The organism is Pseudobutyrivibrio sp., assembly GCF_015057185.1.
In the GTDB taxonomy this organism is placed as follows: domain Bacteria; phylum Bacillota; class Clostridia; order Lachnospirales; family Lachnospiraceae; genus Pseudobutyrivibrio.
This window is the reverse complement of record NZ_SVEV01000007.1, coordinates 74,889-100,612: the sequence shown is the minus strand read 5'-3', so window position 1 is coordinate 100,612 and position 25,724 is coordinate 74,889. Positions and strand designations below refer to the sequence as shown.

Sequence of the window (25,724 nt, the reverse complement as noted above, 5' to 3'; positions counted from 1 at the left end):
GAATATTTCGTTTTCCTAATATGCAAAGACTCGCATCTTTTATTAGCATGTGTCTTTCTCATGTCTGGACAATTTTGCAAAAAGTATTTTATGGGCGGACACAAATAACTAAACTAGGTACAACTCAGGCTCAGGGGGAATTGGGTGATTTGGGAGTGCGCTTAGAAAATTAAAAGCAGGATTATCAATATATTGGCATGCGCCGCTAGGACGGCGGCGCAAGTGCGACACGCGACACGATGTCGTATAAAGCACGGTGCCAATATATGATAATCCTGCTTTTTAAATTTTCTTAGCAAACGTACTATGAACCCAATTCCCCCTTGAGACCTGAGTTGTACCAATTTATATAAACCAAAATGTCCGCCTAATAAAAATACATTTTGCAAAATGGTTCATCCATAGAAAGACACATGCGGGATGCTCCCTTTTGCATATTGGAAAACTGAAATATTCGCGAAACTGTGAAAACCACAGGCCGGTAGGCCCTGGCAGGGGCTGGTGTGGCCTAAAATATCAGTAGGGCGGGGCAAGGCCCAAGGCCGGAAGGTGGCTAAAATTGGGAGGATAGTGGGGCCTGTTGGATTTATGAACATGCAGTAACAATTTCTCTAAAGAATGTTCACATTTGAATGATAGAATATTATAACTCAAAGAGAGACTTTAGGGGATTTACGATGGGAAAAGGGCAGGAAACTCACATTTTCAGAGATGAATTAACGGGGTTGCTGGAAAAGCAAACCTTTTATGATTGTAGTCAAGAATTAATCGACACCATGGATGGCGATAGTGACTATGCCTTTGTCTTTTTTGACGTGGAAAATTTTAAGCTGTATAACGATAATTACGGCTATGAGAGCGGTGACTTGCTGTTGAAGGAAGTTGCTGAAATTATAAATGATGTATTTGAGGGACAATTGGTTTCTAGGTTTACAGGAGACCATTTTGCGGTTTTTACAAAAACAGTTCAGATAGTGCCAAGTATTAAGCAGATTCGCACGCGTATAAAGGAAAATCAGCGAAATGTTAATTTGGAGCTGAAGGCGGGTATTTTTGTGGTAAAGGATAAATCCTTGGCGGCCATGAAGTGCTGTGACCGTGCAAGAACTGCTTGCTCCAGCATCAAGAAGCGATATGATCAGGCGTATTGTTTCTATGATGACGAGTTGGATGGCGCTATTCTTCGTAAGCAATTCATTTTAGATCATCTTGATGAAGCAATTGAAAAGGGATATATCCAGGTGTACTATCAGCCGATGGTTCGTACACTTACGGGTAAGCTGTGCTCTTGGGAGGCTCTGGTACGTTGGATTGATCCAGTTAAAGGCACAATTTATCCAAATGATTTTATTCCGGTGCTGGCGGAATATAGGCGTATTACCCAGATTGACCAGTTCGTAATAGAACAGGTGATTAAGAATATTACCCAGTGTATTCAGGAGGGAAGGGAGATTGTACCTGTTTCTGTGAATCTGTCAAGATTGGACTTCGAGGCGCTGGACATTACAGCTTTCGTTGATTCCCTAATGGAAAAATATCAGTGCCCTAAGTATATGTGCCATTTTGAGATTACAGAGAGTGTTATTACGGATAATCCGGCACTTATTAAGTCACAGGTAAAGAAGCTTAGGCAAAATGGTTTTTCCGTTTGGATGGACGATTTTGGAAGTGGCTATTCTTCCTTGAATAGTTTAAAGAACTTTGAGTTTGATGTTGTCAAAATCGATATGGAGTTCTTGAGGGATTTCGATGAAACTGACCACGGAAAGATAATCCTAAGGCATGTTATTTCCCTTGTTAAGAATCTGGGAATGCATACGCTTATCGAGGGTGTTGAGACTAGGGAACAGTATGAATTTGTGAAAGCACTGGGCTGTGAGATAGTCCAGGGATACCTTATTGGTCGTCCTATGCCTTTTATGGAAAGCGTTGAGTATGTAGCGTCGGAAGGTATAGAGAGTGAGGATAATGAGACTAGATTGTTCTATAACGCTATAGGCAAAATTGATGTGCTTCGACAGAATCCACTGCAAAATATTGGTACCGAATTGACCAAGAATCCATTGCCACTTTCTATTGGAATTGTAAAAGACCATAAGTGGAAATTTATATATACCAATGCGGGCTATAGAAATGAAATGCTGATTAATGGCGACACAGATTATGAATCTGCAGAAGCTATGATGAATGATAGTGATAAATGGGATCGCTATGTGCATTTCTGGGATATGTGTGAGAAAAGTAAGGAAAGCCATCAGCAGGAGACCATGGATTTTGTGGAGAAGGGCAGAATTGTCAATCTAAAAATCCGTCATATTGCAGAGGATACCATTGGGGGTATAGATGCATACTTGCTTTCAATGCGCACCGTTTCTAGATTTGTAGATAAAGACTTAGATGAAAAGATGAACATTATCACCAAGGGAATGTTCTCGTTGTACGAGTGTATTGATGTATATGGAATTACTGAGAATTATTTCGAGAATTTGTATCTTGAAAGTAGTCGACTTCATCTAAATAATAAGGATAAAGTACCAAGGGAAGTTATTAATGAGCTTGCTAGTAAGCGAATTTATTCAGAGGATAGGGAACGTTTCCTGTCCTATATGAATATTGACACTATAGAAGAACGATTAACAAATACCAAAAATAAAAAAGCCGTCAGTTTGTTTAGAGTTGTAGATGATGAGGGATCTTATAAATGGAAAACAGTTTCCCTGTCACTTATAAATCTTGGGGGAAATCTGTCAATGCTTGTGTGCGTATCAATTGTGGATGACTCCATTAGTAGGTCAATTGAAGCAGAGTTGGCCGACGGCTATAGTGCAGATGTAATCTTAGGTGAGAGCCAGAATATCATCGCAAATGTCCTTAGAATGACCCCTATAGGCATTTTCTGGAAGGATACTGAACGTAGGTTTTTGGGTGCAAACAAAATGTTCCTCGATTACTACGGTTTTAATTCAGTGGATTCAATACTTGGCAAAACCGATGAGGATATGGGCTGGCATATTAACCCAGAACCGTTCAGGTCAATAGAATTAGACGTAATTCATAATGGCAAAATCATTAAGGACGTTGCTGGAGAATGTATAGTAAAGGGCGAAGTAAGAGATATTGTGGCAACGAAAATGCCATTTGTAATTGATGGTGAATTGATTGGTCTTATTGGCTTCTTTAGGGATGTAACTGATGAGAATGTTGAAAAGAAGAAGCTAAAAAGGATATCAAGAACTGATGAGTTAACTGGTGTATATAATAGGCGCGGTTTCAACGATATCATTGGTCGTTATGAGGAGCAATACAAAGAGGAAGGTATGGACTTTGCTCTGTTCTTGCTAGACATAGATAAATTTAAGCAGATTAATGATATTTATGGCCATGATTTTGGTGATGTAATATTAAAAGCGGTAAGTGAGCGACTTCGCATTGTGGCATCAGAAAATAGCTTAGTATTTAGATTTGGTGGTGACGAATTTGTTATTCTTCACATGTTCCAAAATATGCAGGAAAATGAAGAGATTATGCATGATATCAATCACCAGATATCAAAAATTAAAATGATAGAGCACATAGAAGTAAAATTAAGGTTGTCCGTTGGCATGGCTGTCTACTCAGAAGTGAATGACCTCAGTTTGCTTTTAGATGAGGCAGATAAGAGAATGTACACGGACAAAAGTAATCACAAAAAGTGAAATGTTTAGGGAGATCGAGTTGGTCTCCCTATTTTTAGTGATTTTTATTGAATGAAATACACAAAAGTGAGCATCGAGAAATGTGAATAGTGACGGAATTTGCTCTCCGATGATTTTATTTGATTGAATATGATTGCCAGTGATTAAAAATGATGTTATATTTTGATTACAACAATCATAAATAATCAAAGAGTTTGTTTTCTAATCAAGAAAACAGAAGTTGTAATATCAATTGTTGGGGGGATGACTGAATGCTTACTGAAGAAAGACGGTCCAAAATTGTTGAAATAGTCAATTCTAAAAAGGCGGTTTCTGTTAATGAGTTAGTGGAAATTTTAGATACTTCCGCAGCTACTATCAGAAGAGATATTAATGCTCTTAACGCGTCAAAGCAGTTGATAAAGGTTTTCGGCGGTGCAACTGCCATGAGTTCTCTTGATGTTAATACAAAAGAGGACACAGTTTCACTAAAGGCACTTAAGAACGTCAACGAAAAGGATAACATTAGCAAATACGCAGCTAATCTTATTCAGGATAATGATTTTGTTTACATCGATGCAGGTACCACAACCTTAGCGATGATTGATTACATTGATAATTACAAAGCAAAATACATTACCAACGGTGTTGTTCATGCAAAGAAGCTTATCGACAAAGGCCTTGAGACCATCATGATTGGTGGACGACTTAAAAAATCTACAGAGGCGGTGGTAGGTCCGGACTGTGTAGAGATTATTAAGAAATACCACTTTACCAAAGCCTTCATGGGAACTAATGGCATCTCAATCAGAGCAGGCTTCACCACACCAGACGTGGACGAAGCAATGATTAAAAGAGAAGCTATTAGACATGCATACATGGCATACGTTCTTGCAGACCATACCAAGTTCGATCAAATCAATTCGGTAACATTCGCAGAGATTAATGATTGCTGCATTATAACAGACAAACTCGCATCAAAGGATTATACAAACCATACAGTTGTTAAAATCTGCGGGGAATAGAGCAACAGACAAAGCGATATGGAGGAAAAAGAATGATTTATACAGTTACATTTAACCCAGCACTTGATTATGTAGTACGAATGGACGGCGACCTTTTACCAGGTATGACAAATCGCTCAGCTAGTGAGGAGTACTATTTCGGAGGAAAGGGCATTAATGTATCTATGGTTCTTGCAGAGCTTGGACTTAAGAGCACAGCTCTTGGATTTATTGCAGGCTTTACAGGACACGCCATCGATGACGGAGTAAAGGCTCAGGGAATCGATACAGATTTTATCGAGCTCAAAGAAGGAATTTCTCGAATCAACGTTAAGCTTAAGGGCACAGAGGAAACTGAGATTAACGCTCAGGGTCCAAAGATTGACGAGGCTTCACAGCAGGCGCTTTTCGACAAGCTTTCACAGTTAGTAGAGGGTGACGTACTTATCCTTGCTGGTTCAATTCCAAATTCACTTCCAGATGACGTATATGAAAAAATTCTTTCTATGCTTCAGGGCAAGGGGATTCAGTTCGTTGTTGATGCAACAAAGGACTTACTTACAAACGTACTTAAGTATCATCCATTCCTTATCAAGCCAAACAACTTTGAGCTTGGTGAGATTGTTGGCAAGGTACTTACATCAGATGATGAAATATATGAGGGAGCTCTTGAGCTTCAAAAGATGGGTGCTAGAAACGTACTCATTTCCATGGCAGGTGCAGGCGCAATGCTTGTAGATGAAGAGGGCAAGAGATACCGCATTGGAGTTCCTAGCGGAACAGTTAGAAACTCAGTAGGCGCAGGAGATTCCATGGTAGCAGGCTTCGTGGCAGGATACATGAAGACAAAGAATTATGAGACTGCTCTTAAAATGGGAACTGCAGCAGGATCGGCAACAGCTTTTTCAGACGGACTTGCAAAAGCTGCTGATATAGATAATTTATTAAAAACATTGTAGGAGGGAATATGAAAATTTCAGAGTTTATTGATCCTAGAGGGATCCAACTGAATGTAGCTTTGGCAGACCAAAACGAAGCTATTGACAAGCTTATCGCTCTTCATGAGTCAGTAGGCAATTTAAAGGATGCGGCAGCATTCAAGGAGGCTATCTTAGCACGTGAGGCTAAGGGCTCTACTGCAATTGGAAACGGTATTGCTGTTCCACACGGCAAGTCCGCAGCAGTTGCAAAGGCAGGTCTTGTTGGAATCACATGTCCAGCAGGAGTAGATTACAAGGCTATGGATGGAAATCCAAGCGACTTATTATTCATGATTGCAGCTCCAGAGGGCGGCGCAGATACTCATCTTGAGGTTCTTGCAAAGCTTATGACAATCCTCATGGACCCTGCATTCTGCAAGAAGTTAGTTGGGGCAACTTCTGTAGATGAATTCTTAAGACTTATCGATGAGAAAGAAGCAGAGAAGGATGCCAGCCAGGCAGCACCAGCTACAGCTTCAGCAGGAGCAAAGAAGATAGTTGCTGTTACAGCATGCCCAACAGGTATTGCTCATACATTCATGGCTGCTGAGTCACTTGAGCGCAAGGCTAAAGAGCTCGGTATTGCATTCAGAGTAGAAAAAGACGGTTCAGGCGGAGCAAAGGATGTTCTTACAGCTCAGGAAATCGAAGAAGCTGATGCAGTTATCATCGCTTGCGACAAGAATATCGATATGGCTCCATTTGATGGCAAGAAGGTACTTATGGCTTCTACAAAAGAAGCTATCCACACACCAGATGTTCTCTTTGAGAAGGCTGAAAATGCTCCATTATTCCACTATTCTGGAACAGGTGCAAAGAGAGTTGACACATCAAACGAGTCTGTAGGACGTAAGGTTTACAAGCACTTAATGAATGGTGTATCTCACATGCTTCCATTCGTTATCGGTGGGGGTGTACTTATTGCTTTAGCATTCTTAATTGATACATATGATCCAGCTAATCCAGGTAACTTTGGTTCTAACACACCAGTAGCTGCTTGGTTCAAGACAATCGGTGGCGGAGCATTTGGTTTCATGCTTCCAATCCTTGCAGGCTTCATTGCTCAGTCAATTGCTGACAGACCAGGTCTTGTTGTTGGTTTCGTAGGTGGTTACCTTGCTTCAACAGGTGCTACATTTGGAGCACCAGGCGGTGACATCCCATCAGCATTCCTTGGCGCATTGTTCGCAGGTTTTGTAGGTGGTTATCTTGTTCTTGGTCTTAGAAGAATTTGTGATGTTCTTCCAGCATCACTTGAAGGTATCAAACCAGTATTTATTTATCCATTGTTTGGTACACTGTTGATATCAGTTGTTATGTGTGCAGTTAACCCAATCATGGGCGCTCTTAACACAGGTCTTACATCATTCCTTGAGGGAATGGGAACAAGCTCAATGATAGCCCTCGGCGTAGTACTTGGTGCTATGATGGCTACAGATATGGGTGGTCCTTTCAACAAGGCAGCATACGTATTCGGTACAGCTTCACTTGCAGCAGGCAATGAGACAGGCTGGATGATTATGGCAGCTGTTATGGTTGGTGGTATGGTTCCTCCAATCGCTATCGCTCTTGCAACAATCTTCTTCAAGAAGAAGTTCACAGAGAACGAAAGAAAGTCTGGTCCAGTTAACTTCATCATGGGATTCTGCTTCATTACAGAAGGTGCTATTCCATTTGCAGCAGCTGATCCACTTCATGTAATTCCTTCACTTATGGTTGGTTCAGGTCTTGCTGGTGCACTTTCAATGGCATTCAAGTGTACACTTATGGCTCCACACGGTGGAATCTTCGTATTCCCTGTAGTAGGAAACGTTGCAATGTACATTGTTGCACTCTTAGCAGGCTCTGTAGTTAGCTGCTTACTTCTTGGATTGCTTAAGAAGGACGCCGTAGAGTAATCAAATACTGAAAACATCATGGTTTTGCTTAAATATAATTCCGAGGGGATATTCCCCTCGGAATTAGTTGTTTGTGTATTATTTTTTGTTTTTTGTATATATTTTACAGTTTTTTTTGTATTTTTTAGTAAAACAATTGTAGACAAATCAGTTGTTTTTCTATAAAGTATAGTAGTACTTTTTTACGCATTTACGTTGAAACGAAAGGAGTTTTATTTATGGTTTCAAAAGTAGTTAAAGTTACTAATGAGCAGGGTATGCACATGCGTCCAGCTACAGTTTTCAGTGCAGCTGTTACACCATTTGATTCAGATGTTAAGATTGTATTTAATGGCAATGAGTATGATGGTAAGAGCGTTATGATGCTTATGGCAGCATGCATCAAGTGCGGTGCTGAAATCGAGATCAAGTGCGATGGTGCAGATGAAGAGGCAGCACTTGCAAAGGCCGTTGAGCTTGTTGAGAGCGGTTTAGGAGACTAATATCTAATAGCAAGGAGGAACCTATGTACAAAGGCATAGAAGCGTCAAGAGGAATAGGTATTGGTAGCATTTGTCTTATTGTTGAGCATGACTTGTCTTTCGAGTCAAAGCCAGTAGAGGACAAAGAAGCTGAAAAGGCTAGATTCAATTCTGCTATCGATAAATTTAAGGCTGAAACAGCTGAGATGGCAGAAAATATCAGAAAGAATATCGGACCTAAAGAAGCTGAAATCATGGAAGGTCATTTAGCTATGATTGCTGATCCTACTATGGCAGGCGAGATGACAAAGATGATCGAAGCTGGTCAGTGTGCAGAGGCAGCAGTTACTGCTGTTTGCGACATGTTTATCGGCATGTTCTCTAAAATGGAGGACGACATGATGCGTCAGCGTGCATCAGATATTTCTGATATCAAAATCAGCTTGCTCAAAATTTTACTTGGGGTAGAGGACGTAGATATTAGCAAGGTAGCACCAGGCACAGTGCTCGTTGCTCACGATTTAACACCATCTATGACTTCACAAATCGTAAAAGATAATGTTGTTGGTATTATTACAGAAGTAGGTGGAAAGACATCTCACTCTGCTATCCTTGCAAGAGCATTAGAGATACCTGCTGTTCTTTCAGTTCCTGGTATTACAGAGCTCGTTAAGGACAAGGATACAGCTATTGTCGATGGTACAGAGGGTGATGTATATATTAATCCTGACGGAGATGTTATATCTCAGTATGTACGCAAAAGAGAAGAGTTTATCCGTGCACAGGCAGAGCTCAAGAACTTTGTTGGCAAGGAGACACTTACTGCAGATGGTAAGCAGGTAGAGCTCTTCTGCAACATTGGTACACCAAAGGATGCAAAGAAGGCAATTGAATGCGACGGCGAAGGAATTGGTCTTTTCCGTTCAGAATTCCTATTTATGGACAAGCCACATCTTCCAACAGAGGATGAGCAGTTCGAAGCCTACAAAGAAGCCGTTGAGACAATGGCAGGCAAGACAGTTATTATTCGTACACTTGATATTGGTGGCGACAAGGATATCCCTTACATGGACCTTGAGAAGGAAGAGAATCCTTTCCTTGGTTACAGAGCAGTTCGTTACTGCTTAGCTAATGCAGACATGTACAAGATTCAGCTCAGAGGAATCTTGAGAGCCTCAGCTTATGGCAAGGTTAAAATCATGGTACCATTAGTTACATGTGTAGACGAGATCAGAGCCGTTAAGGCCCTCGTTGAGGAGTGCAAGCAGGAGCTTACTTCTGAGGGAGTTAAGTTCGATGCTAATATCGAAGTTGGTTGCATGATTGAGACTGCAGCAGCATCACTCATTGCAGATATGCTTGCTAAGGAAGCAGATTTCTTCTCAATCGGAACAAACGATTTAACACAGTATACAATGAGCGTTGACCGTGGAAATGCAAAGGTAGCTTACCTTTACTCAGCATTCCAGCCAGCAGTACTTCGCTCAATCAAGAATATCATCGCAGCAGGAAATGCCGCAGGTATTCCTGTTGGTATGTGTGGTGAGGCAGCAGCTGACCCACTCATGATTCCACTTCTTATTTCATTTGGACTTGATGAGTACAGTGTTAACCCAGTACTTGTACTTACAGCACGTGCTATCATCTCTAAGTGGAGCAAGGAAGAGGCAGATGCCCTCGCTGAGAAGGCACTTAGCCTTACAACAGAGGCAGAAATCGTAGCATTACTTAAAGCATCAGCAAAGTAATCTAATTACGAGCATAATTAAAGGGTCTCGCACTAATTACTTAGTGCGGGACCCTTTTTTTACAGTATGAGAGATTCTAGTCAGCTAGCATCTCTTTTTTATTGCTTCCATATCTATTAAATAGCAGGAATGCAAACAGAAACATAATCGCCATGATTAGAGTTGTCCCAATTCCTATATTGCTAAGCAGATTGTCCCAGTATTCCTGGCCTGTGAAATCATTAAACCAGTTTATATTTGAAACCCAAGCAATAATTGGAAACAGAAATATATTGTATTTCCAGAAATAATTATGCTTATTCTTTTTATAGATATACTGAAGAAGTATAACGCTGGTTAAAACGATTCCTATACCATTAAATATTAAGTTCATTTTAAAAGCAACAATTGTTGGAATGTTGACATCAGTACATGGCTCTATAACTTTCCTGTAGCCAATAATTAATGAACCGATGTTACATGCAACTCCCATAACAGTTATTAGCGCAGATGGTATTTTTTTCCTAGTATTATCACACAACACCACAAGGCAATAAATGATCTCGAATATGCCACAAATAATATATAGATAAGTATATATATCCGCCCAACCTCGTCTACTAATTACGTAGGTCACAAATAATTCCACATATCCCAACTTATATTTATAAAAGGCAATCAAGCCCAGTAAAAAAACAAGACCGATTATATTTATAATTCTTTTAATGCTTTTCAACTTAATGTCCCCTTATTTCTGTATGGTAGTATATTACTACCCAACGACCTCGGAGTCAATATGTTGCCTTTCTTTGAAAATTCTATCTAAGAAGAAAATACTATCTATAAGATTGAGCATCCTAGAAATAGGGTGCTTTTATTAAGCAAGAAATTAAAAATATGCGCACAATATGCGTATAAAACACTTGATGTATGCGCATAATATGTGTATAATTTAATCAAGAAATATGAAAGGAGGTTAACTTGATTTGAAACGAAGAGACCTTATTAAGCGTCTCGAAGCCAACGGGTGGTATCTCATTCGCCACGGCTCCAATCACGATGTATACACCAACGGTGTACAAATGGAGCCGATTGAACGACATAACGAAATTCCTGAAAACTTGGCAAAGAGAATCATAAAGCGAACAGGCATATAGCCTGTTCTGCTATATGAGTTTCTGTTTCGATTGGGTTAAATCTTCTCAATATTTCTGAAAAATGGGGGAGTAGGCAAAGGAGGACGCTATGGCTAATAGGATTGCTTATCCTGTTATACTCACACCGGATGAATGCGGCTATCTAGTGTATGTGCCGGCATTTAACATTGATACATCGGGTGAAAGTATGGCGGATGCAATGGAAATGGCAAGAGACGCCATCGGGATTGTTGGCATTGAATACCAGGATCAAGGGAGAGATTTACCTGGAGCCGACGACGGAGAGTATGTTACTGAAAAAGACGATATTGTGACATATGTAGATATTGATTTTGACGTGTATCGCCTGAAATGCGATAATCGCAAAGTAAGAAAAAATGTAACAATACCCTACTATTTAAATTTGAAAGCAGAAAAGCTGGGACTAAATTTTTCCAGAATTCTAGAAGAAGCGCTATTAGCTAAAGTAGGATATTGATTTTTACGCTCAGTATGTTATAATGCATTTTATCAAATCAAGTTAACTTTAAAGAGGTCACATCTTGTCGTGAGGATGTGGCTTCTTTTATGTCCATTTTAGTGGAAATAAAAAAAGTCGCACCTAAATAAAAAAGTGCGACATTATTTATTTGTATGTAATTGCAGAATATGTTTAGTTTTTCATCCTATATTAGATAGAATATTTACACCCTACAATGTAGGGTATTAAATACTAAGTATCAAGAATTTTTAGGAAGAATAATGCCAAGAACATTTATCGAGGTGCCAATTTTTACCAAAAGATGGAAAGAAACAGGAGGTAGCATATGAGTACACTGTTTGATGATTTAAAAGAGGGACTGCAGGAAGCAATTGATTTTGAAAAAGGCAATTTAAAAGCAAAAACTTTTGAAGCTTGGGAATTAGGCAGTACTCACCCAACAGGACCAGCATACAGACTATTGAATATTCTAGCCGAAAATAAAGAGGATTCTTTGTCTTTCATAAAGAAGTGTTAGCTTAATTTTCATCAGCATGATTTTTACAACTCATACTTAGATTTCTTCTTGGTGATTTCAGCCATGTATGCGGCTGTGATGATACCAGTTGGGAGTGCGATGACTGCCATGCCAACAAGGGCGGAAATCATAGTGATGAATTTGCCAAGGGCGGTGACAGGTGTAAAGTCGCCGTAGCCGATGGTGGTGATAGAAATTGTTGCCCAGTAAAGTGCATCAAAGAAGTTGCCGAAAAGCTCTGGCTCCAGTTGGAATATAAGCATAGCAGCAACAAAAATGTAAACTACAATCAAAAGAAGCACAGCCAGAAGTTGGGATTTTACCTTGCGAACTACGTTTGCGATGATAACCATAGTCTTGGAGTATCTGATTAGCTTTAGTACACGGAAGATTCTGAAAAGACGCAAGAGTCCAATTACAGTGGATACAGGCACGATTATATATATTACAGGCAATATTGACAGCAAATCAAAAATAGCCAGTGGAGTAAAAATGTAGGCTATATAGGCGCGATAATTCTTGTATCCCATTTTGTAATCGGCTGTGTATACACGCGCCACGTAATCAATCAAAAACAAAAAACTCGTCAGCACATCTATTGCAATGACGTATTTGTTCATTGTCTTCAAGGTCAAAGGAATCAGACCTACGATGATGGCTGTTGTCATCAATTTGTCGTAGGCACGACTGGAAATATCCCCAATATGAGAAACTTCTATTACTTCATAGATTCTACGCTTAAATTCATACATAAATTATCCTCAATAATTACTTTTGATTAACCTAGTCTAAATCAATACTCGCTTAAACATTAGTCACACTAAAGGTCCCCTAAAAATTCCCAATAACAAAAGTTATAAATCCCAGTACAGCCAATATCAGAGTCAGCACATTGCAAATGAATACAAAAATCTTCGCTTGCTTTGTTTTGTTGCTGATAATAATGCCGGAATCACTTATGAAGCTGTCACTATTTTTTTTCTCTGCCATGTAGATTACCTCACGAAAATATAATTCTGAGGACATATTACCACCAGAGTGTGAAAAAACTTTTTCTATTTCATGCCCAAGAATAAATAAAGCCATCATGCCCCATTGGCACGCCTCACTACATCGTAGACACGGAAACTTAAAATGGTGTAGATAGTTTTTTAGCACTATGTTATAATTCATAACCGCGGTTAGTTTGCTCTAACGTTAGTTAGCAGTGCAAAGCGTAAGTGAGATATAACTAAGGAGAAAATGCATGAAAAAAGTGTTGAACACGGTGCTTAGCATGATCATGGCTCTGAGCATAGCCTATACTGGGCTAATTGGGGCTCCTATGATTGTGCTTGCAGCCGAGACAGATGGGGCTGTTGTTACAGAAGAAGATACAACAGATGATTCTGTGGAAGAAACAGAGGACTTGGATGAGTCTGAAAAAGAAAGTCAGGATGGCGAAGAAGAAAAAGATGAAGAAGACAATGATGAAGTAAGCCAGAATGATGATGGCGAGAATGAGGAAGGAGAAGAAGAGACTGAGGCTTCAGATGGCGATGACGAAGAGACTGAGACTTCAGAAGGCGATGACGATGAGTCTGATGAGTCTATAGAAGAACAGCTCATTACTTCCTTAGCTAGTGCTACAGATGAAGAGCTTGATTTAACAGAGCTTGAAGAAGAAGCTGAAGAAGAGGAAGAGGAAAAAGAAAAGCCTCACAAATTAAAGAAAACAGATATTGACGGTGTTACTTCAGCAACACAATCAAAGTTTAATAATGCGCTGGATTTTAAATCTGCAAAAAGCTACGGTGGATTGTATGAGGACAAATTCGAAGCAGCTGCATATTTACTTCCAGCTTCTGGCGAGGAAGAAGGCGCTTTTGTAGCAGCAGGTTATACCTTTGGGGCAAGCGATGACCCTGATTGGGATTTCACAACAAATATGGAAGCATCTCCGCAATATGGGCATTCATACAATGAGGCTATTGTTGTTTGCTTCGATAGTGATCATGATGTGAAATGGACATGGGAATCAACACATGTAGGAGTTTCGTATTTTCTTGGTGTTGATGTAATTGCCGACGGAAGTATTGTTGCGGTTGGTCGTGTAAGAGATTACGAAAGTACAAGAACCGCTATGTACATTGTAAAAATCAATCCTAATGATAAGGATGACTATACAGAATACATTATCAATTCTACATCGGGAGCAGGTTATGAGCTAAATGGTATTGTTCCTACAGATGATGGCGGTTTTGCTGTTTCTGGATATACTTCATACCTTACAGGATATATAGCTTCTTCTGAGGATGGATTCAGTACAAAAACACAAATTTGGCAGAATGCCTCTGGTGAGGATGAGGAATTAAGCAAACGTGCAAGTGATAAGGGCTTCAATGGATGTTTAATAAAATTCGATAAGGACTTTAATGTTGAATTTGCTTCATTTGAAAACTATGGTGTCATGGAGGATGTTGCAGATTCTTCATACTCAAATCCTACAGAAAAAATCAGAGGCCTTGATATCGACGAGGACGGTAACTTTATTACAGTAGGAATAACACAGCTTGCAAAGGGTAACGCAAATGCAGTTATTGCAAAATGGGACGGACTTACAGGAGAACTTATCGCCCATAGAATGGCAGGTACAGCTAATCCAACAGCCCAGGATAGCATCGATTTAATAACCGCTGAGTACTTGTCAGTAGCAGTTCTTGATGATGGCACTTATGTAGTTACAGGAACAGCTACAAACGATGCAACAACAGGAGAAGACTGGAAGTGCTATGGCTCTACAGACGTTGTGGTTGTACGTTATTCAGCTGATTTGGATGACGTTTTATTTGCAAGAAACATCGGAACAGTAGACGGCCTTTCAGGAAGCCTTACAGCAAATGCAGGTACTCAAATGGAAGGAGTTACAGCAACTAGCGACGGCGGATATGTTGTATTCGGAACTTCAAATACTACAATCGTTGAACGCGATTTATTGGATGAAGGCTACATTTGGGACAACTATGGCGCAAACGACGGCATAATTATTAAATATGATTCTAGTAACAATGTTTCATGGGTTCAGAACTACGGAACCACTGGTGGAGACTGGATTTACGATGTAATCAATAGGGAAAACGAGACAGAAGTTACAGTGGTAGGCCAAACAAGTGGACAGTATGGTACCCCTGCTTGGGAGTGGCACGGACAGGCCGCATCATCTTCAAATCCATATGATGCATTTGTTATGTGCACAAATTATTATGAGAAAGCTTACACCGAGTCAAAGGCATCGACTGAATTAAGTGGCGTAACTTGGGCAAATGGAACATACACAGGTGAAGGAGTAGGTCGTGGAGGTACAATGACATTTAATGTTGTCATTGAAAACAATATGATTTCTTCAATCGAGTGTATTAGCCACAGTGAGACCACAGAGGGTGGTGATACATCTCCATATGCAAGAGCATCAACACTCTACAGTACAATCGTGGAACAGCAGACAACAGAGGTTGATGCAGTTTCTGGAGCTACACTTACATCATCTGGAATAAAATCAGGTGTAACAGATGCACTTGCCAAGGCTTCAGCTCAGACTGCTATAAATGCAATAGATAAAATCGCAGGCTATACCTCAGCAAACACATCTACAACTGGAAATATTAACAATGTTTTAGCTGCAATCAATTACTACACTGCGCTCACAGACTACGAGCGAGAATATGTAACAAACTCTGATACACTTTATTCAATAGCAGAAATCTTTGGATTTGATATAGAAATTACACAATCTGAAGAAGAGGAAGAAGAGGAAACAGTTGATACTACTTTAAATGACACTTACTGGTCACTTCAAAGTAAGTATTATGATGACATTAACGGAAATGGATTAGCAGAGCATGGATTGACTGGTTCGGGAGTCAAGATTGCGGTTATCGATAGTGGATTGATTTGCAATTCGGCAGATATAGATTATCATCACATCCTTGCAGGCTGGGACTATGTAAATGATTCTCCAATGAATGACCCAGGCGCAGAGAACAATGAGGAGCTTACTGATCCTGAGGGGCATGGTACTTTTGTGACAGGTATTATCGTCGCAAAGAGGGATAACAATATTGGTATAGCCGGATTGCTTAGCGACGTGGATATTATTCCAATGAGAATAGATTCAGGTGCTAGTGAGGAAGCAAGTAAAGCAGCAGGCAGAGCAATCGTAGAGGCTGTAGATAAATTTGATGCAGACGTAATCACAACTAGCGTAAGCTTGCTTGACACAGAGGAGCTAAAAGCAGCAGTTGATTATGCAAATTCATGCGGTGTAATAGTTGTCGGAGCTTCAGGAAACTCTGGAGTATCTGGCTCCACAGAAGATGCCTACATTTATCCTGCATCCTATGATTCTGTTATCAGCGTAGGTGCAGTTGATAATGCAGGAAACGTGCGTGTAAATTCAACAAAGAACGACCAGGTATATGTTACTGCCCCAGGTCAGCAGATTTTAAGTTTGGGACTTAGCGCACGTGGTTACAGATGCTTCGTTAAATCGGGAACATCATATTCTTCACCTATAGTTGCAGCAATGGCTGCAGCAGCAAAGCAGGCTAATCCTGACATTACACCTGATGAATTCAAGGAATTACTTCAGACAACCAGCCAGGATAAGGGTGACGAGGGCTATGATAATTCTTATGGATATGGTCTTGTTGACTTGGCTGCATTTGCCCAGGAAATAGCACCACTTCCAGAGCAACCTTCGGAAAACACAGATATATCTGAGCCTTCGGAGAATAATACAACAGAAGAAATCACTGAGTCTTCTGAGACAGGAAACAGCTCATCAAATAGTGGATCTTCAGGCAGTAGCTCATCAACAAGCAGCGCTAGTAGTTCAGCAACCCAATCTAGTACAGAGGAAGCAGCAGTTGAGGTCGTTGAGGAGACAGCGCCTGATGAAACAATAGAAGAAACAACCGGCATTCAGACTGCAAGCTCATCTAGCAGCAATTCTTCTAGTAGCCAATCATCCGATGCAGCTGAGGAAGAAGTGCCTATGGAGGATGCTGAAATAAAAGAAAATACTATCGAATCTGCAGCATCTAACGAAACAAATAACTCTGAATCTGATAGTAAACAAAACAACAAAAAGAAAAAAATACCAGTTGTTCCAATTGCAGCAACATCAGCAGGTGTTGCTATCGTTGCAGGAGCAGGTATAATCTTTAAGAAAACAGCTTTACTCAAGCTGATTAAGCTTAAATTTTTTAAATAAAAGGATTTACGATGAAAAAGGGAATAATTATTTCTGCATTATTAATAGTCGCTTTGATAGCTTTCATAGCCTTCCAGCTTTTATCACAGCCAGATACGGAAGCTTCAGTAGAAGCTTCTGCCACAGGCGAGGACTACGGAATATCAATCTTAGACTTGTTTGATACAACAACTGAAATCAGTGGCTACAATACAACTGAGGAAAGGTTCACAGAGGATGTAGCCTTCATCAAAGAAGAACTGACTAGGTACAACAATCTATATGATATCTACAACGAGTATGAAGGCATCAATAATGTCAAAACAATCAACGATAATGCAGGGATAACTCCCGTAAAAGTAGATAGTGAGCTAATAGACCTAATAAAATATGGCAAGGAGATGTACTATGAAACAGATGGCAAGCTCAACATTGCCATGGGCTCAGTACTATCTATTTGGCACACCTACAGAGAACAGGGTCTTGAAAATCCAGATGCAGCTACCCTTCCAACTGAAGAGGAGCTAGCAGCTGCATCAGAACACACAAATATTGAGGATATTATCATAGATGAAGAAGCTGGCACAGTTTACCTAGCTGACACAGAAATGTCTCTAGATGTTGGAGGCATCGCAAAAGGGTACGCTGTGCAGGCAGTTGCAACAGCAGCCAAAGCTCATGGTATAGACCATGTCCTACTCAATGTGGGAGGAAATATCTGTGCCATTGGCTCAAAAACTGAAGATAAGAATTTCAAGATAGGAATTCAAAACCCAGACCTAGAAAGTGATGAGGCCTACATTGAAACAGTGGAAATTGGAGATGGTGGTTGCGTGGTATCTAGCGGCGATTACCAGCGCTACTATGAGGTTGATGGCACCCGCTACTGCCACATAATCAATCCTGACACATTGTTCCCATCCACCGAGTTCGCCCAAGTCTCAATACTTGCATCAGACTCAGGCATGGCCGACGCCTTCTCAACCGCACTCTTTAACATGACCCTAGAGGACGGCCAGCAATTTATTGAGTCCCACGAAGGCGTCGAAGCCATGTGGGTCCTCAAGGATGGCACATTCGTTTATTCTGAAGGCTTTCCATCCACCAATTAGACACCATGGCCCATTGGCTCGCCTCACTACATCGCAGCCACCAGGCCATCCCCAACCCTGCTCCCCGGCCCGCCTGTATGGAAACTTCACAAGAATATTTTGTTTTCCTAATATGCAAGGACTCGCATCTTTTATTAGCATGTGTCTTTCTCATGTCTGTACAATTTTGAAAAAGGTATTTTATGGGCGGACACGAAAATGTATATTTAGTACAACTCAGGCTCAGGGGGAATTGGGCGATTTGGGAGTGAACCTAGAAAAATAAAAGCTGGATTATCAATATATTGGCATGCGCCGCTAGGACGGCGGCGCAAGTGCGACACGCGACACGATGTCGTATAAAGCACGGTGCCAATATATGATAATCCAGCTTTGTGATTTTTCTTGGTGAACGTATTATGAGCCCAATTCCCCCTTGAGACCTGAGTTGTACCAATTAGAACTTACAAATATGTCCGCCCTGTAAAAATACATTTTTCAAAACAGTTCATCCATAGAAAGACACATGCGGGATGCTCCCTCTTGCATATTGGAAAACTAAAAATATTCGTGAAATTGTTTCCATACAGGCGGGCCGGGGAGCGGGGCTGGGGATGACCTAGTGGCGCCCAAAGGAAAAGGGCGAGCCAAATGGGCCGAGAAGATGTATAATTGGGGCATGGATAATTATAAATTTTTTCAGAATAAAGAATGTGAATACTTTCCTTGCCACAAGACGGACAAGCCAGAGGATTTTAATTGCTTGTTTTGCTATTGTCCGTTGTATTGTCTGGGGGATAAGTGCGGCGGCAATTTTTACTATACTGAGAAGGGCGTTAAGTCTTGTATTAATTGCCTTAGGCCACACGTACGAGAAAACTATGATGAAATTGTTGCAAATATAATGAATGTTTTGTGAAAAAACTGTTGTTTCACCCTTATTTCACATTTTAGCTGATATACTGATTTTACTACGTGAGTAATATTTCCTTTTTTATGATGATTATAGACGGAGGTAAAAGTAGTATGGGCGAAAAATCTGAGAAGATGGAAATTGAGACTAAACAGATGTCCGAGAAGAATTTCCTGGCACGTTGTAGCGGAACTATTACTAGTTGTGCATTGATTTTCTTTGCTTCGCGCTCTCTTTATTTCGATGGCATGAGCGCTCTTAATATCGCACGACTTGTGGTTGCAATAGTTTGCTTGATTCTATATCAGGTATGCGCAATTAATTTTGGCGATAAATATCAGTATAAATACGTTGTAACTCTTTCTATGGTATTGCTGTTCTTGCTTACCATTTATTCTCCTAGTGATAATCACATGTACATATTCATGTATACTATTATCCTGATTGTAATGATTTATGGAGAAGCCAATACGGTGCGAATAGGCTGCTTTATTGCAAATGCTTGTCTTGTTTCTTCAGGTTTTATTGAACTGAAGAAAGGAAATATTTCAGGTCGAGAGCTTATGACCCAGATGGTATTCAGTATTATCGCTTGTACTATTGCCGTTATTGTTTGTAAGCAGCAGCGCCGTCAGAATACAGAGACTCTTGATACAATAAAGGATCATGCAGCAGACATTAAAGCTACTTCTGAAACAATCGTTGACTTGGCAGAGGAGCTTAATAATAAATTCACAGAGGCTAATGAGGTATCCACAAGACTTAATGAGTCTATGAATGTTGTCCACGATTCAGTGCTTGAGATTGTGGAAGGAACAAAGAATACAGCAGAGGCTATCGAGAATCAGACTAATAAGACAGCGGTTATTCAGGAGAGTATCCAGACTGTTGGCGAAGAAGCAAATAATATTGATGAAGTCTCAGAACAGGTAGAAGCTTCAGTAAATGAAGGTGTTGAACTTATTAATCAGCTAAAGAATCAGGCTGAGAAGGTTGCTAACATTAATATCGAAACAAGCTCTACTACACAGGCTCTTAATGATAGTATCCAGGATGTACAGGCTATTACAGAGACAATCCTTGGTATTTCTAGTCAGACTAATTTGTTAGCCCTTAATGCTTCAATCGAAGCTGCAAGAGCTGGTGAAGCAGGTAAAGGCTTTGCCGTTGTTGCTGATGAAATCAGAGCACTTTCAGAGAGCACAAGACAGGCTACAGAGGAAATCTCAAAGATTATCGAGAGACTTACATCTGATGCTCGTTCTGCTGCCGATGCAATGTCTAAATCAGCAGAGTATGCTACAAAGCAAAACGAGCTTATCGTTGAGACAGGTACTAAGCTTGATGCTATTAAAACAGGAACCGATAATTTGCGCGATGGCGTTGTTCAAGTTAAAGGCTCTGTTGATAATGTCATTACTGCAAATAGAGAGATTATGGATAACATCACAAATCTTTCTGCTACTTCAGAAGAGGTTGCGGCTGCCACCGATACAGTTGGCTCAGTTAGTGATGATGCAATGGATGCCCTCAATAACATGAATGACACACTTGAGGTAATCAATCGAATTGCTACAGAGATGGAGCAGATCGCGTTGAAGGGATAAGCAAAAACCATAAGACCCATCAACAATTAGGTTTGGCCTTCAGATTAATTAAAGAAGAAGTTTTAGAGCGCTTCCGAGAAATCGGAGGCGCTTTTTGAGTTTATAGGGACCTATTCCGGAACTTTCTTATAAAACAAACGATAAAACTTGGTTGCTGTATATGACTCGTACTATATCAGCAAGAAAAAAGAATCTATATAGCGCATACATAAAGTAATATCAAAAGAAACATGTAATTCGACTATATAAAAAGAGGAAACCCCAATACATATAGTGCGATAATGCCCTAAAAATGAGTGAACAAGAGAAAAAGTACTATATAAAAGCAGAAAACCCAATACATATAGTGCGATAATGTCCTAAAAATAAGTGAACAAGAAAAAAAGTACTATATAAAAGCAGAAAACCCAGTATATATAGTGCGATAATGCCCTGAAAATAAGTGAACAAGAGAAAAAGTACTATATAAAAGCAGAAAACCCAATACATATAGTGCGATAATGCCCTGAAAATGAGTCAACAAGAGAAAAAGAACTATATAAAAGCAGAAATCCCAGTATATATAGTGCGATAATGCCCTGAAAATAAGTGAACATGAGGAAAATGACTATATAAAAGATTGGATACAAAAATATATAGTACAAATAGTTTTTTTGAAACTATATACAGGCATAAAAGTTGGTATATATAGTACTTAATTGGTTTTTATGACTATATAAATCAGGCAAAGCCTGAATATATAGTACATACAGAATATTTATAACTATATGAAATAAAGTAAGTTTCCCTATATAGTCATATTATTGCAAAATGTACTAAGCAATATAGAAATTTTTTATGTCCTTAGTACATACAAGATAAATAAAAAGAAATTGTACTAAGGATTACACAATAAGCTTTAATTCTTAGTACGATAAATCAAGAGAAATTAAGAAAATACTAAACTTGGAGAAAAATGGGAGAATCCTTAGTATGGATGAAGAGGTTTTGAAGAAAAATGCACTAAGAATAGAGTGAAAAGATATATTTCTTAGTACGACAGATGATTTTTTTGATAATGCGTACTAAGAAATAAGAATAAATCTTGGATTCTTAGTGCGATTTGAAAAAATGGTACTAAGAAAATGGCAAATTCATAGTGTGATTAGTGAGATGACTAGGCTGGGAATGGCCTGGTTTTTTATTGGAAAGATATTTGTGAAAAAAATGTGAATTAGAGAATTGACACAAAACAATATAAGTACTAAAATGCTACCTAGAACGTATGATATTCAAAATTCAAAAACATTATAACGCATAACAAATTAACGAAAAATTAGGCTTTGTATGAAAGTTTGTATACACAAATGCAATAGTTGTGTATCAGACGAAGTTATGTAATAATGGAAAAAGTGTGAAAAGCGAAGTTTTATACACAAAAGGGAAATATGTATGGAAGAGAGGGAGAATAAAGTTGAAACTCAAGCGATTGACAGCAATGTTAATGCTGGGCACATTCTTGTGTACTAACTCGGCAATAGGAGTATTCGCAGATGAGGATGAGCCTGTTCAGGGAGATATCATTTCGACACAGGACGGGGGTACACAGGACGCCACAGGGACCGGAACAGGTACAGACGGGACCAGTACAACCACAGGGACCGGAACAGGTACAGACGGGAGCAGCATAACCACAGGAACCGGAACCGGCACAGATGGTGGCAGCGCAACTTCGGAAACTACAGGAGCTGGAACCGGTACAGATGGCTCGAGCACAACCCAGGGAACCATAGGAACAGGAGAGGAAACTGGCACCAGCACGGGAGATACACAAGTAACAGGAGACGGAGCCAACACAACTTCAACAACCACAGGAACAGGAACCGGAACAGAAACAGACGGCGCCGGTGCTACCCAAACAACCGGAACAACACAAACTACCCAAACGACCCCTGAACATACTCACTGTTTAGAGCTAGTCAAGGGGGACCACATTCACTATTACCAATGCACTGATTCAGAATGTGACTATAAGGAAGGCTCAGTGAGCTGCACTCCAGGCAATCCAGTGCTTGATGGTTACTATGTAAAAACATACTGCACAATCTGTGAACAGGAGTTGTCATCGGTAGATGCAAGACCAACAATCGTCTCAGTAGAGGATAACAATGATAATCCGGTATATATTTGTGGGATTCCTCACTACACAACCGGAACCCAATTTACAGTTAAAGCAACAATTGACCAGTCCCAGTCAATGGAGGTCGTTCTTGCTGCATATGATGTGGTAAATGAGACATCCGTAGAATTCCAGCCAGACGATGTACCAGAAACAGACGATGATGGAAACAAGGTATACACCTTCACAGTGGATGAAGACGGTACTTACTACTATATTATGGGAGCCCTAGCCAGAAATTCCACTTACAAATCAGTTAGTGCTACTATGGCTCACGAATGCTATGTACAGCTGACAGATGCGGATTATGCAGGAGTTGTTTACACAGTTTCAGCGGTTGATGCAGACGGAAATGAAGTCTGGAAAATGAATGACAGCAATGAAAACGAAATCTATTACTCATCAACCAAATATTTACAGGATAAACTGAAAATCGAGTTTGCAGGTGTTACAGACTATGAGATTACGAATGCCAAGCTAGTAGATGAGAATGATGCAGTGATTGAAGGTAAATGGAAAAGTGCTCCAAATCAGGATAATCGCCGTTGTTGCATAGTAGATGCTTTGTGCAAAGCAATATACGACCTTTTCCATACTGATAATGCATACAAAATCTTCTATGACCAGTTTGAAAATAGTGGAATTTACTATGTGCCAGCCGCAGATGATGGCGAACACACCTACACTCTTTCGTTTGTGATCAATGGAGAGCTTGGTCAGAAAACGGTAAAAACATTCATCGATAATGCACCACCAGAAATCATCTCCACAACCTATAACGGAAGTGACACACCAGCAGGTTCCTCAGGAGCCGACACAGGCTTCTACAATGAGGACGTTAGAGTTGAGATTAAGGTAAAAGAAAGCAATCTTATCAACGAAGATACACTAGAAGGTGTCTACATTGAAAATGAGGCTGGTGGTGAGCCAATTTACTTTAAAGCCGAGTCGGTGTATGGCGATGTTCATACCTTTGCTGCAACAGTCTCAGGGGATGGTAGCTATCAGTTAAAGGGAACCGTGGCAGACAAAGCTAATAACATAAAAAGCTTAGACAGCCAGAGCACTTTCACAATAGATAAAACAAAGCCAGTTGTTCAGCTTACATTCGATAACAACGAAGCTACTAATGATAAATACTTCAACAAGGCTAGAACAGCAACAATCACAGTAAAGGACACAAACTTCCCAGGTGATGATGCTTATACAACCTTAACACTTAACTCTCAAATCGGAACTCCACAAGTTGGCGGTTGGGAGAAAACAAGTGATGATACTTACAGCAAGAAAATAGAGTTCAGCGCTGATGGCATTTACAGTCTCACTTTTAACTGCAAGGACAAAGCAGGCAATAGCAGCGAACAGCAGAGCGCTTCAGAATTTGTGGTAGACCTAACAGCTCCAGAGGTGAAGGTGTCCTTTGATAACAATACACCAGCCAATGAGAACTACTTCAAGGAAAGCAGAATGGCAACAATTACAATCGAAGATATCAGCTTCTCAAGCTCACTTGTAAGCATTGATAAAGCTTCTGAGGACGGCCTAAATGCTCTTCCAGCAGTAACAGATTTCAATGAGTCTGATGGAAAATATGTTGCCACAATGAAGTTCAATACAGATGGAAAATTTGGTTTTAATATAACTTGTAAGGATTTAGCGGGAAATAGCTCAGATACTTACACAAGCGGTGTGTTCTTTATCGACACCACATTGCCAGAAATCGAGATTACTGGCGTCACAGATATGTCTGCAAACAATGGCACAGTGGAGCCAGTAATTACTGTTAAGGATTTGAATCTTAAGAGCGAAGATATCGAGGTTCACTTAACAGGCTCTAACAACGGTGAGGTAGCAATAGAAAACAAGGCTACACAGACACAGGATGGCTACACACTTCAGATTTCAGACCTTGCTCATGAGAAAGCAAACGACGACTTATATACCTTGACTGCAAAGGTAAAGGATTTAGCAGGAAACGAATTTGAAAAGCAGATTAGCTATTCAATTAACAGATTTGGATCAATCTACGTAGTAAGCCCTGATACAAAGAAAATGATTGATGACTACTACGTAACTACACCACAGAATGTGGTAATCACAGAGATTAACGTAGACACACTTACCTACAAGGAAGTTTCAGTAACCCACGACGGTGATGTAAACCAGCTTTCAGCAGGCCGCGGTTATACAACCTCAGAGCTGAGTAATGAAAACGGCTGGCATTCAATCAGCTACACAGTTGGTAAATCTAATTTTGAGAGTGACGGTATTTATTCAGTAACTGTTTACTCTGAGGACAAAGCTACTAACAAGCAGAGCAACCAGTCAAAGGAAGCTGAAATCGAGTTCTTAATGGACCAGACTTCTCCTAGCGTTGTTGTTTCAGGAATTGAAAGCGACGGAATCTATGAGGAGTCACAGCATGATTTCTCAGTAAACGCAACAGATACAGTTGGCGTAGCAAAAATCACAGTATACGCAGACAACAAAGTCGTTGCAGAGTATGAAGCCTCTGAGCTTACAGAAAATGGTGGAACAGAAATAATCACACTTGCCGGCAAGGATGATTACCAGCAGATTGCCCTTACTTGCCAGGATGTTTCAGGAAACGAAACAACCCTTACCTATGACAATGTTCTTATTTCAGAAAAAGCACAGGAGCTTATCGCAAGTGGAACAATAGAGAAGCAGAAAATCACCAGAAAGGACCTTAATAATTCAGGTCTTTCAGGAATGGCTAAGGGCGTTATGGCAGTGGTAGGAACAAGTACTGTTGGAGCTGCCGGAGCAGTCACATTCGGATTTAGAAGATTTAAGAAATAGAAC

17 protein-coding genes are annotated in these 25,724 nt (G+C 40.1%); 14 read left to right on the top strand and 3 right to left on the bottom strand.

Going from position 1 to position 25,724, the window contains the following annotated elements; genetic code table 11:
• Positions 1–677 precede the first annotated feature (677 nt).
• The 6 genes from E7276_RS04505 (at position 678) to ptsP (ending at position 9,765) form a co-directional block, all read left to right on the top strand.
• Positions 678–3,695 carry an EAL domain-containing protein gene (locus tag E7276_RS04505; RefSeq protein WP_294214263.1) on the top strand — a complete coding sequence of 1,006 codons (3,018 nt, stop codon included), beginning with the start codon at positions 678–680 and terminating at the stop codon, positions 3,693–3,695.
• 251 nt (positions 3,696–3,946) lie between these two features.
• Positions 3,947–4,699 carry a DeoR/GlpR family DNA-binding transcription regulator gene (locus E7276_RS04500; protein ID WP_294214261.1) on the top strand — a complete coding sequence of 251 codons (753 nt, stop codon included), beginning with the start codon at positions 3,947–3,949 and terminating at the stop codon, positions 4,697–4,699.
• A 32-nt stretch (positions 4,700–4,731) separates the two neighbouring features.
• Positions 4,732–5,637, top strand: a complete 906-nt coding sequence (gene pfkB / locus E7276_RS04495) for a 1-phosphofructokinase (RefSeq protein ID WP_294214259.1) — start codon at positions 4,732–4,734, stop codon at positions 5,635–5,637.
• Between the two features lie 8 nt (positions 5,638–5,645).
• Positions 5,646–7,556: a PTS fructose transporter subunit IIABC gene (locus tag E7276_RS04490; RefSeq protein ID WP_294214256.1), complete on the top strand. Its 1,911-nt coding sequence runs from the start codon at positions 5,646–5,648 to the stop codon at positions 7,554–7,556.
• Positions 7,557–7,774: 218 nt separating this feature from the next.
• Positions 7,775–8,038, top strand: coding sequence for an HPr family phosphocarrier protein (locus E7276_RS04485; protein WP_294214254.1), 264 nt, complete (start codon positions 7,775–7,777; stop codon positions 8,036–8,038).
• A 23-nt stretch (positions 8,039–8,061) separates the two neighbouring features.
• Positions 8,062–9,765 carry a phosphoenolpyruvate--protein phosphotransferase gene (ptsP, locus tag E7276_RS04480; RefSeq protein ID WP_294214251.1) on the top strand — a complete coding sequence of 568 codons (1,704 nt, stop codon included), beginning with the start codon at positions 8,062–8,064 and terminating at the stop codon, positions 9,763–9,765.
• Positions 9,766–9,841: 76 nt separating this feature from the next.
• Here ptsP and E7276_RS04475 read toward each other — a convergent pair whose 3' ends face one another.
• Positions 9,842–10,480, bottom strand: a complete 639-nt coding sequence (locus tag E7276_RS04475) for a hypothetical protein (RefSeq protein WP_294214249.1) — start codon at positions 10,478–10,480, stop codon at positions 9,842–9,844.
• 250 nt (positions 10,481–10,730) lie between these two features.
• Between E7276_RS04475 and E7276_RS15110 the strand changes: the two genes are divergently transcribed.
• The 3 genes from E7276_RS15110 to E7276_RS04460 all read left to right on the top strand — a co-directional run bounded on the left by E7276_RS15110 (position 10,731) and on the right by E7276_RS04460 (position 11,899).
• Positions 10,731–10,901 carry a type II toxin-antitoxin system HicA family toxin gene (locus tag E7276_RS15110; RefSeq protein WP_294214246.1) on the top strand — a complete coding sequence of 57 codons (171 nt, stop codon included), beginning with the start codon at positions 10,731–10,733 and terminating at the stop codon, positions 10,899–10,901.
• A gap of 88 nt (positions 10,902–10,989) precedes the next feature.
• Positions 10,990–11,379 (top strand): type II toxin-antitoxin system HicB family antitoxin, encoded by a 390-nt coding sequence (locus E7276_RS04465; protein WP_294214244.1) that lies wholly within the window; start codon positions 10,990–10,992, stop codon positions 11,377–11,379.
• Positions 11,380–11,707: 328 nt separating this feature from the next.
• On the top strand, positions 11,708–11,899 hold the full coding sequence (locus E7276_RS04460; RefSeq protein ID WP_294214239.1) for a hypothetical protein: 192 nt from the start codon (positions 11,708–11,710) through the stop codon (positions 11,897–11,899).
• Between the two features lie 23 nt (positions 11,900–11,922).
• Here the strand turns inward: E7276_RS04460 and E7276_RS04455 are convergent, their stop codons facing one another.
• Both E7276_RS04455 and E7276_RS04450 read right to left on the bottom strand, forming a co-directional pair.
• Positions 11,923–12,651 (bottom strand): potassium channel family protein, encoded by a 729-nt coding sequence (locus E7276_RS04455; protein ID WP_294214236.1) that lies wholly within the window; start codon positions 12,649–12,651, stop codon positions 11,923–11,925.
• A gap of 79 nt (positions 12,652–12,730) precedes the next feature.
• Positions 12,731–12,889: a hypothetical protein gene (locus E7276_RS04450; RefSeq protein WP_294214233.1), complete on the bottom strand. Its 159-nt coding sequence runs from the start codon at positions 12,887–12,889 to the stop codon at positions 12,731–12,733.
• Between the two features lie 256 nt (positions 12,890–13,145).
• Between E7276_RS04450 and E7276_RS04445 the strand changes: the two genes are divergently transcribed.
• The 5 genes from E7276_RS04445 (at position 13,146) to E7276_RS04425 (ending at position 25,721) form a co-directional block, all read left to right on the top strand.
• Positions 13,146–17,150, top strand: a complete 4,005-nt coding sequence (locus tag E7276_RS04445) for a S8 family serine peptidase (protein WP_294214232.1) — start codon at positions 13,146–13,148, stop codon at positions 17,148–17,150.
• Between the two features lie 11 nt (positions 17,151–17,161).
• Positions 17,162–18,241: an FAD:protein FMN transferase gene (locus E7276_RS04440; protein ID WP_294214230.1), complete on the top strand. Its 1,080-nt coding sequence runs from the start codon at positions 17,162–17,164 to the stop codon at positions 18,239–18,241.
• A gap of 658 nt (positions 18,242–18,899) precedes the next feature.
• Positions 18,900–19,139: a cysteine-rich small domain-containing protein gene (locus E7276_RS15105; protein WP_294214228.1), complete on the top strand. Its 240-nt coding sequence runs from the start codon at positions 18,900–18,902 to the stop codon at positions 19,137–19,139.
• 107 nt (positions 19,140–19,246) lie between these two features.
• Complete coding sequence (locus tag E7276_RS04430) at positions 19,247–20,740, top strand: methyl-accepting chemotaxis protein (protein ID WP_294214226.1); 1,494 nt, start codon at positions 19,247–19,249, stop codon at positions 20,738–20,740.
• A 1,453-nt stretch (positions 20,741–22,193) separates the two neighbouring features.
• The gene (locus tag E7276_RS04425) at positions 22,194–25,721 is read left to right on the top strand and encodes an Ig-like domain-containing protein (protein WP_294214223.1); all 3,528 of its coding nucleotides are present in this window, start codon (positions 22,194–22,196) and stop codon (positions 25,719–25,721) included.
• Positions 25,722–25,724 lie beyond the last annotated feature (3 nt).

What these genes read in the sequence shown, in the direction of transcription:
- E7276_RS04505 (WP_294214263.1), top strand. Translation starts at nt 678, where the DNA reads ATGGGAAAAGGGCAGGAAACTCACATTTTCAGAGATGAATTAACGGGG.
- E7276_RS04500 (WP_294214261.1), top strand. Translation starts at nt 3,947, where the DNA reads ATGCTTACTGAAGAAAGACGGTCCAAAATTGTTGAAATAGTCAATTCT.
- pfkB (WP_294214259.1), top strand. Translation starts at nt 4,732, where the DNA reads ATGATTTATACAGTTACATTTAACCCAGCACTTGATTATGTAGTACGA.
- E7276_RS04490 (WP_294214256.1), top strand. Translation starts at nt 5,646, where the DNA reads ATGAAAATTTCAGAGTTTATTGATCCTAGAGGGATCCAACTGAATGTA.
- E7276_RS04485 (WP_294214254.1), top strand. Translation starts at nt 7,775, where the DNA reads ATGGTTTCAAAAGTAGTTAAAGTTACTAATGAGCAGGGTATGCACATG.
- ptsP (WP_294214251.1), top strand. Translation starts at nt 8,062, where the DNA reads ATGTACAAAGGCATAGAAGCGTCAAGAGGAATAGGTATTGGTAGCATT.
- E7276_RS04465 (WP_294214244.1), top strand. Translation starts at nt 10,990, where the DNA reads ATGGCTAATAGGATTGCTTATCCTGTTATACTCACACCGGATGAATGC.
- E7276_RS04460 (WP_294214239.1), top strand. Translation starts at nt 11,708, where the DNA reads ATGAGTACACTGTTTGATGATTTAAAAGAGGGACTGCAGGAAGCAATT.
- E7276_RS04455 (WP_294214236.1), bottom strand. Translation starts at nt 12,651, where the DNA reads ATGTATGAATTTAAGCGTAGAATCTATGAAGTAATAGAAGTTTCTCAT.
- E7276_RS04450 (WP_294214233.1), bottom strand. Translation starts at nt 12,889, where the DNA reads ATGGCAGAGAAAAAAAATAGTGACAGCTTCATAAGTGATTCCGGCATT.
- E7276_RS04445 (WP_294214232.1), top strand. Translation starts at nt 13,146, where the DNA reads ATGAAAAAAGTGTTGAACACGGTGCTTAGCATGATCATGGCTCTGAGC.
- E7276_RS04440 (WP_294214230.1), top strand. Translation starts at nt 17,162, where the DNA reads ATGAAAAAGGGAATAATTATTTCTGCATTATTAATAGTCGCTTTGATA.
- E7276_RS15105 (WP_294214228.1), top strand. Translation starts at nt 18,900, where the DNA reads ATGGATAATTATAAATTTTTTCAGAATAAAGAATGTGAATACTTTCCT.
- E7276_RS04430 (WP_294214226.1), top strand. Translation starts at nt 19,247, where the DNA reads ATGGGCGAAAAATCTGAGAAGATGGAAATTGAGACTAAACAGATGTCC.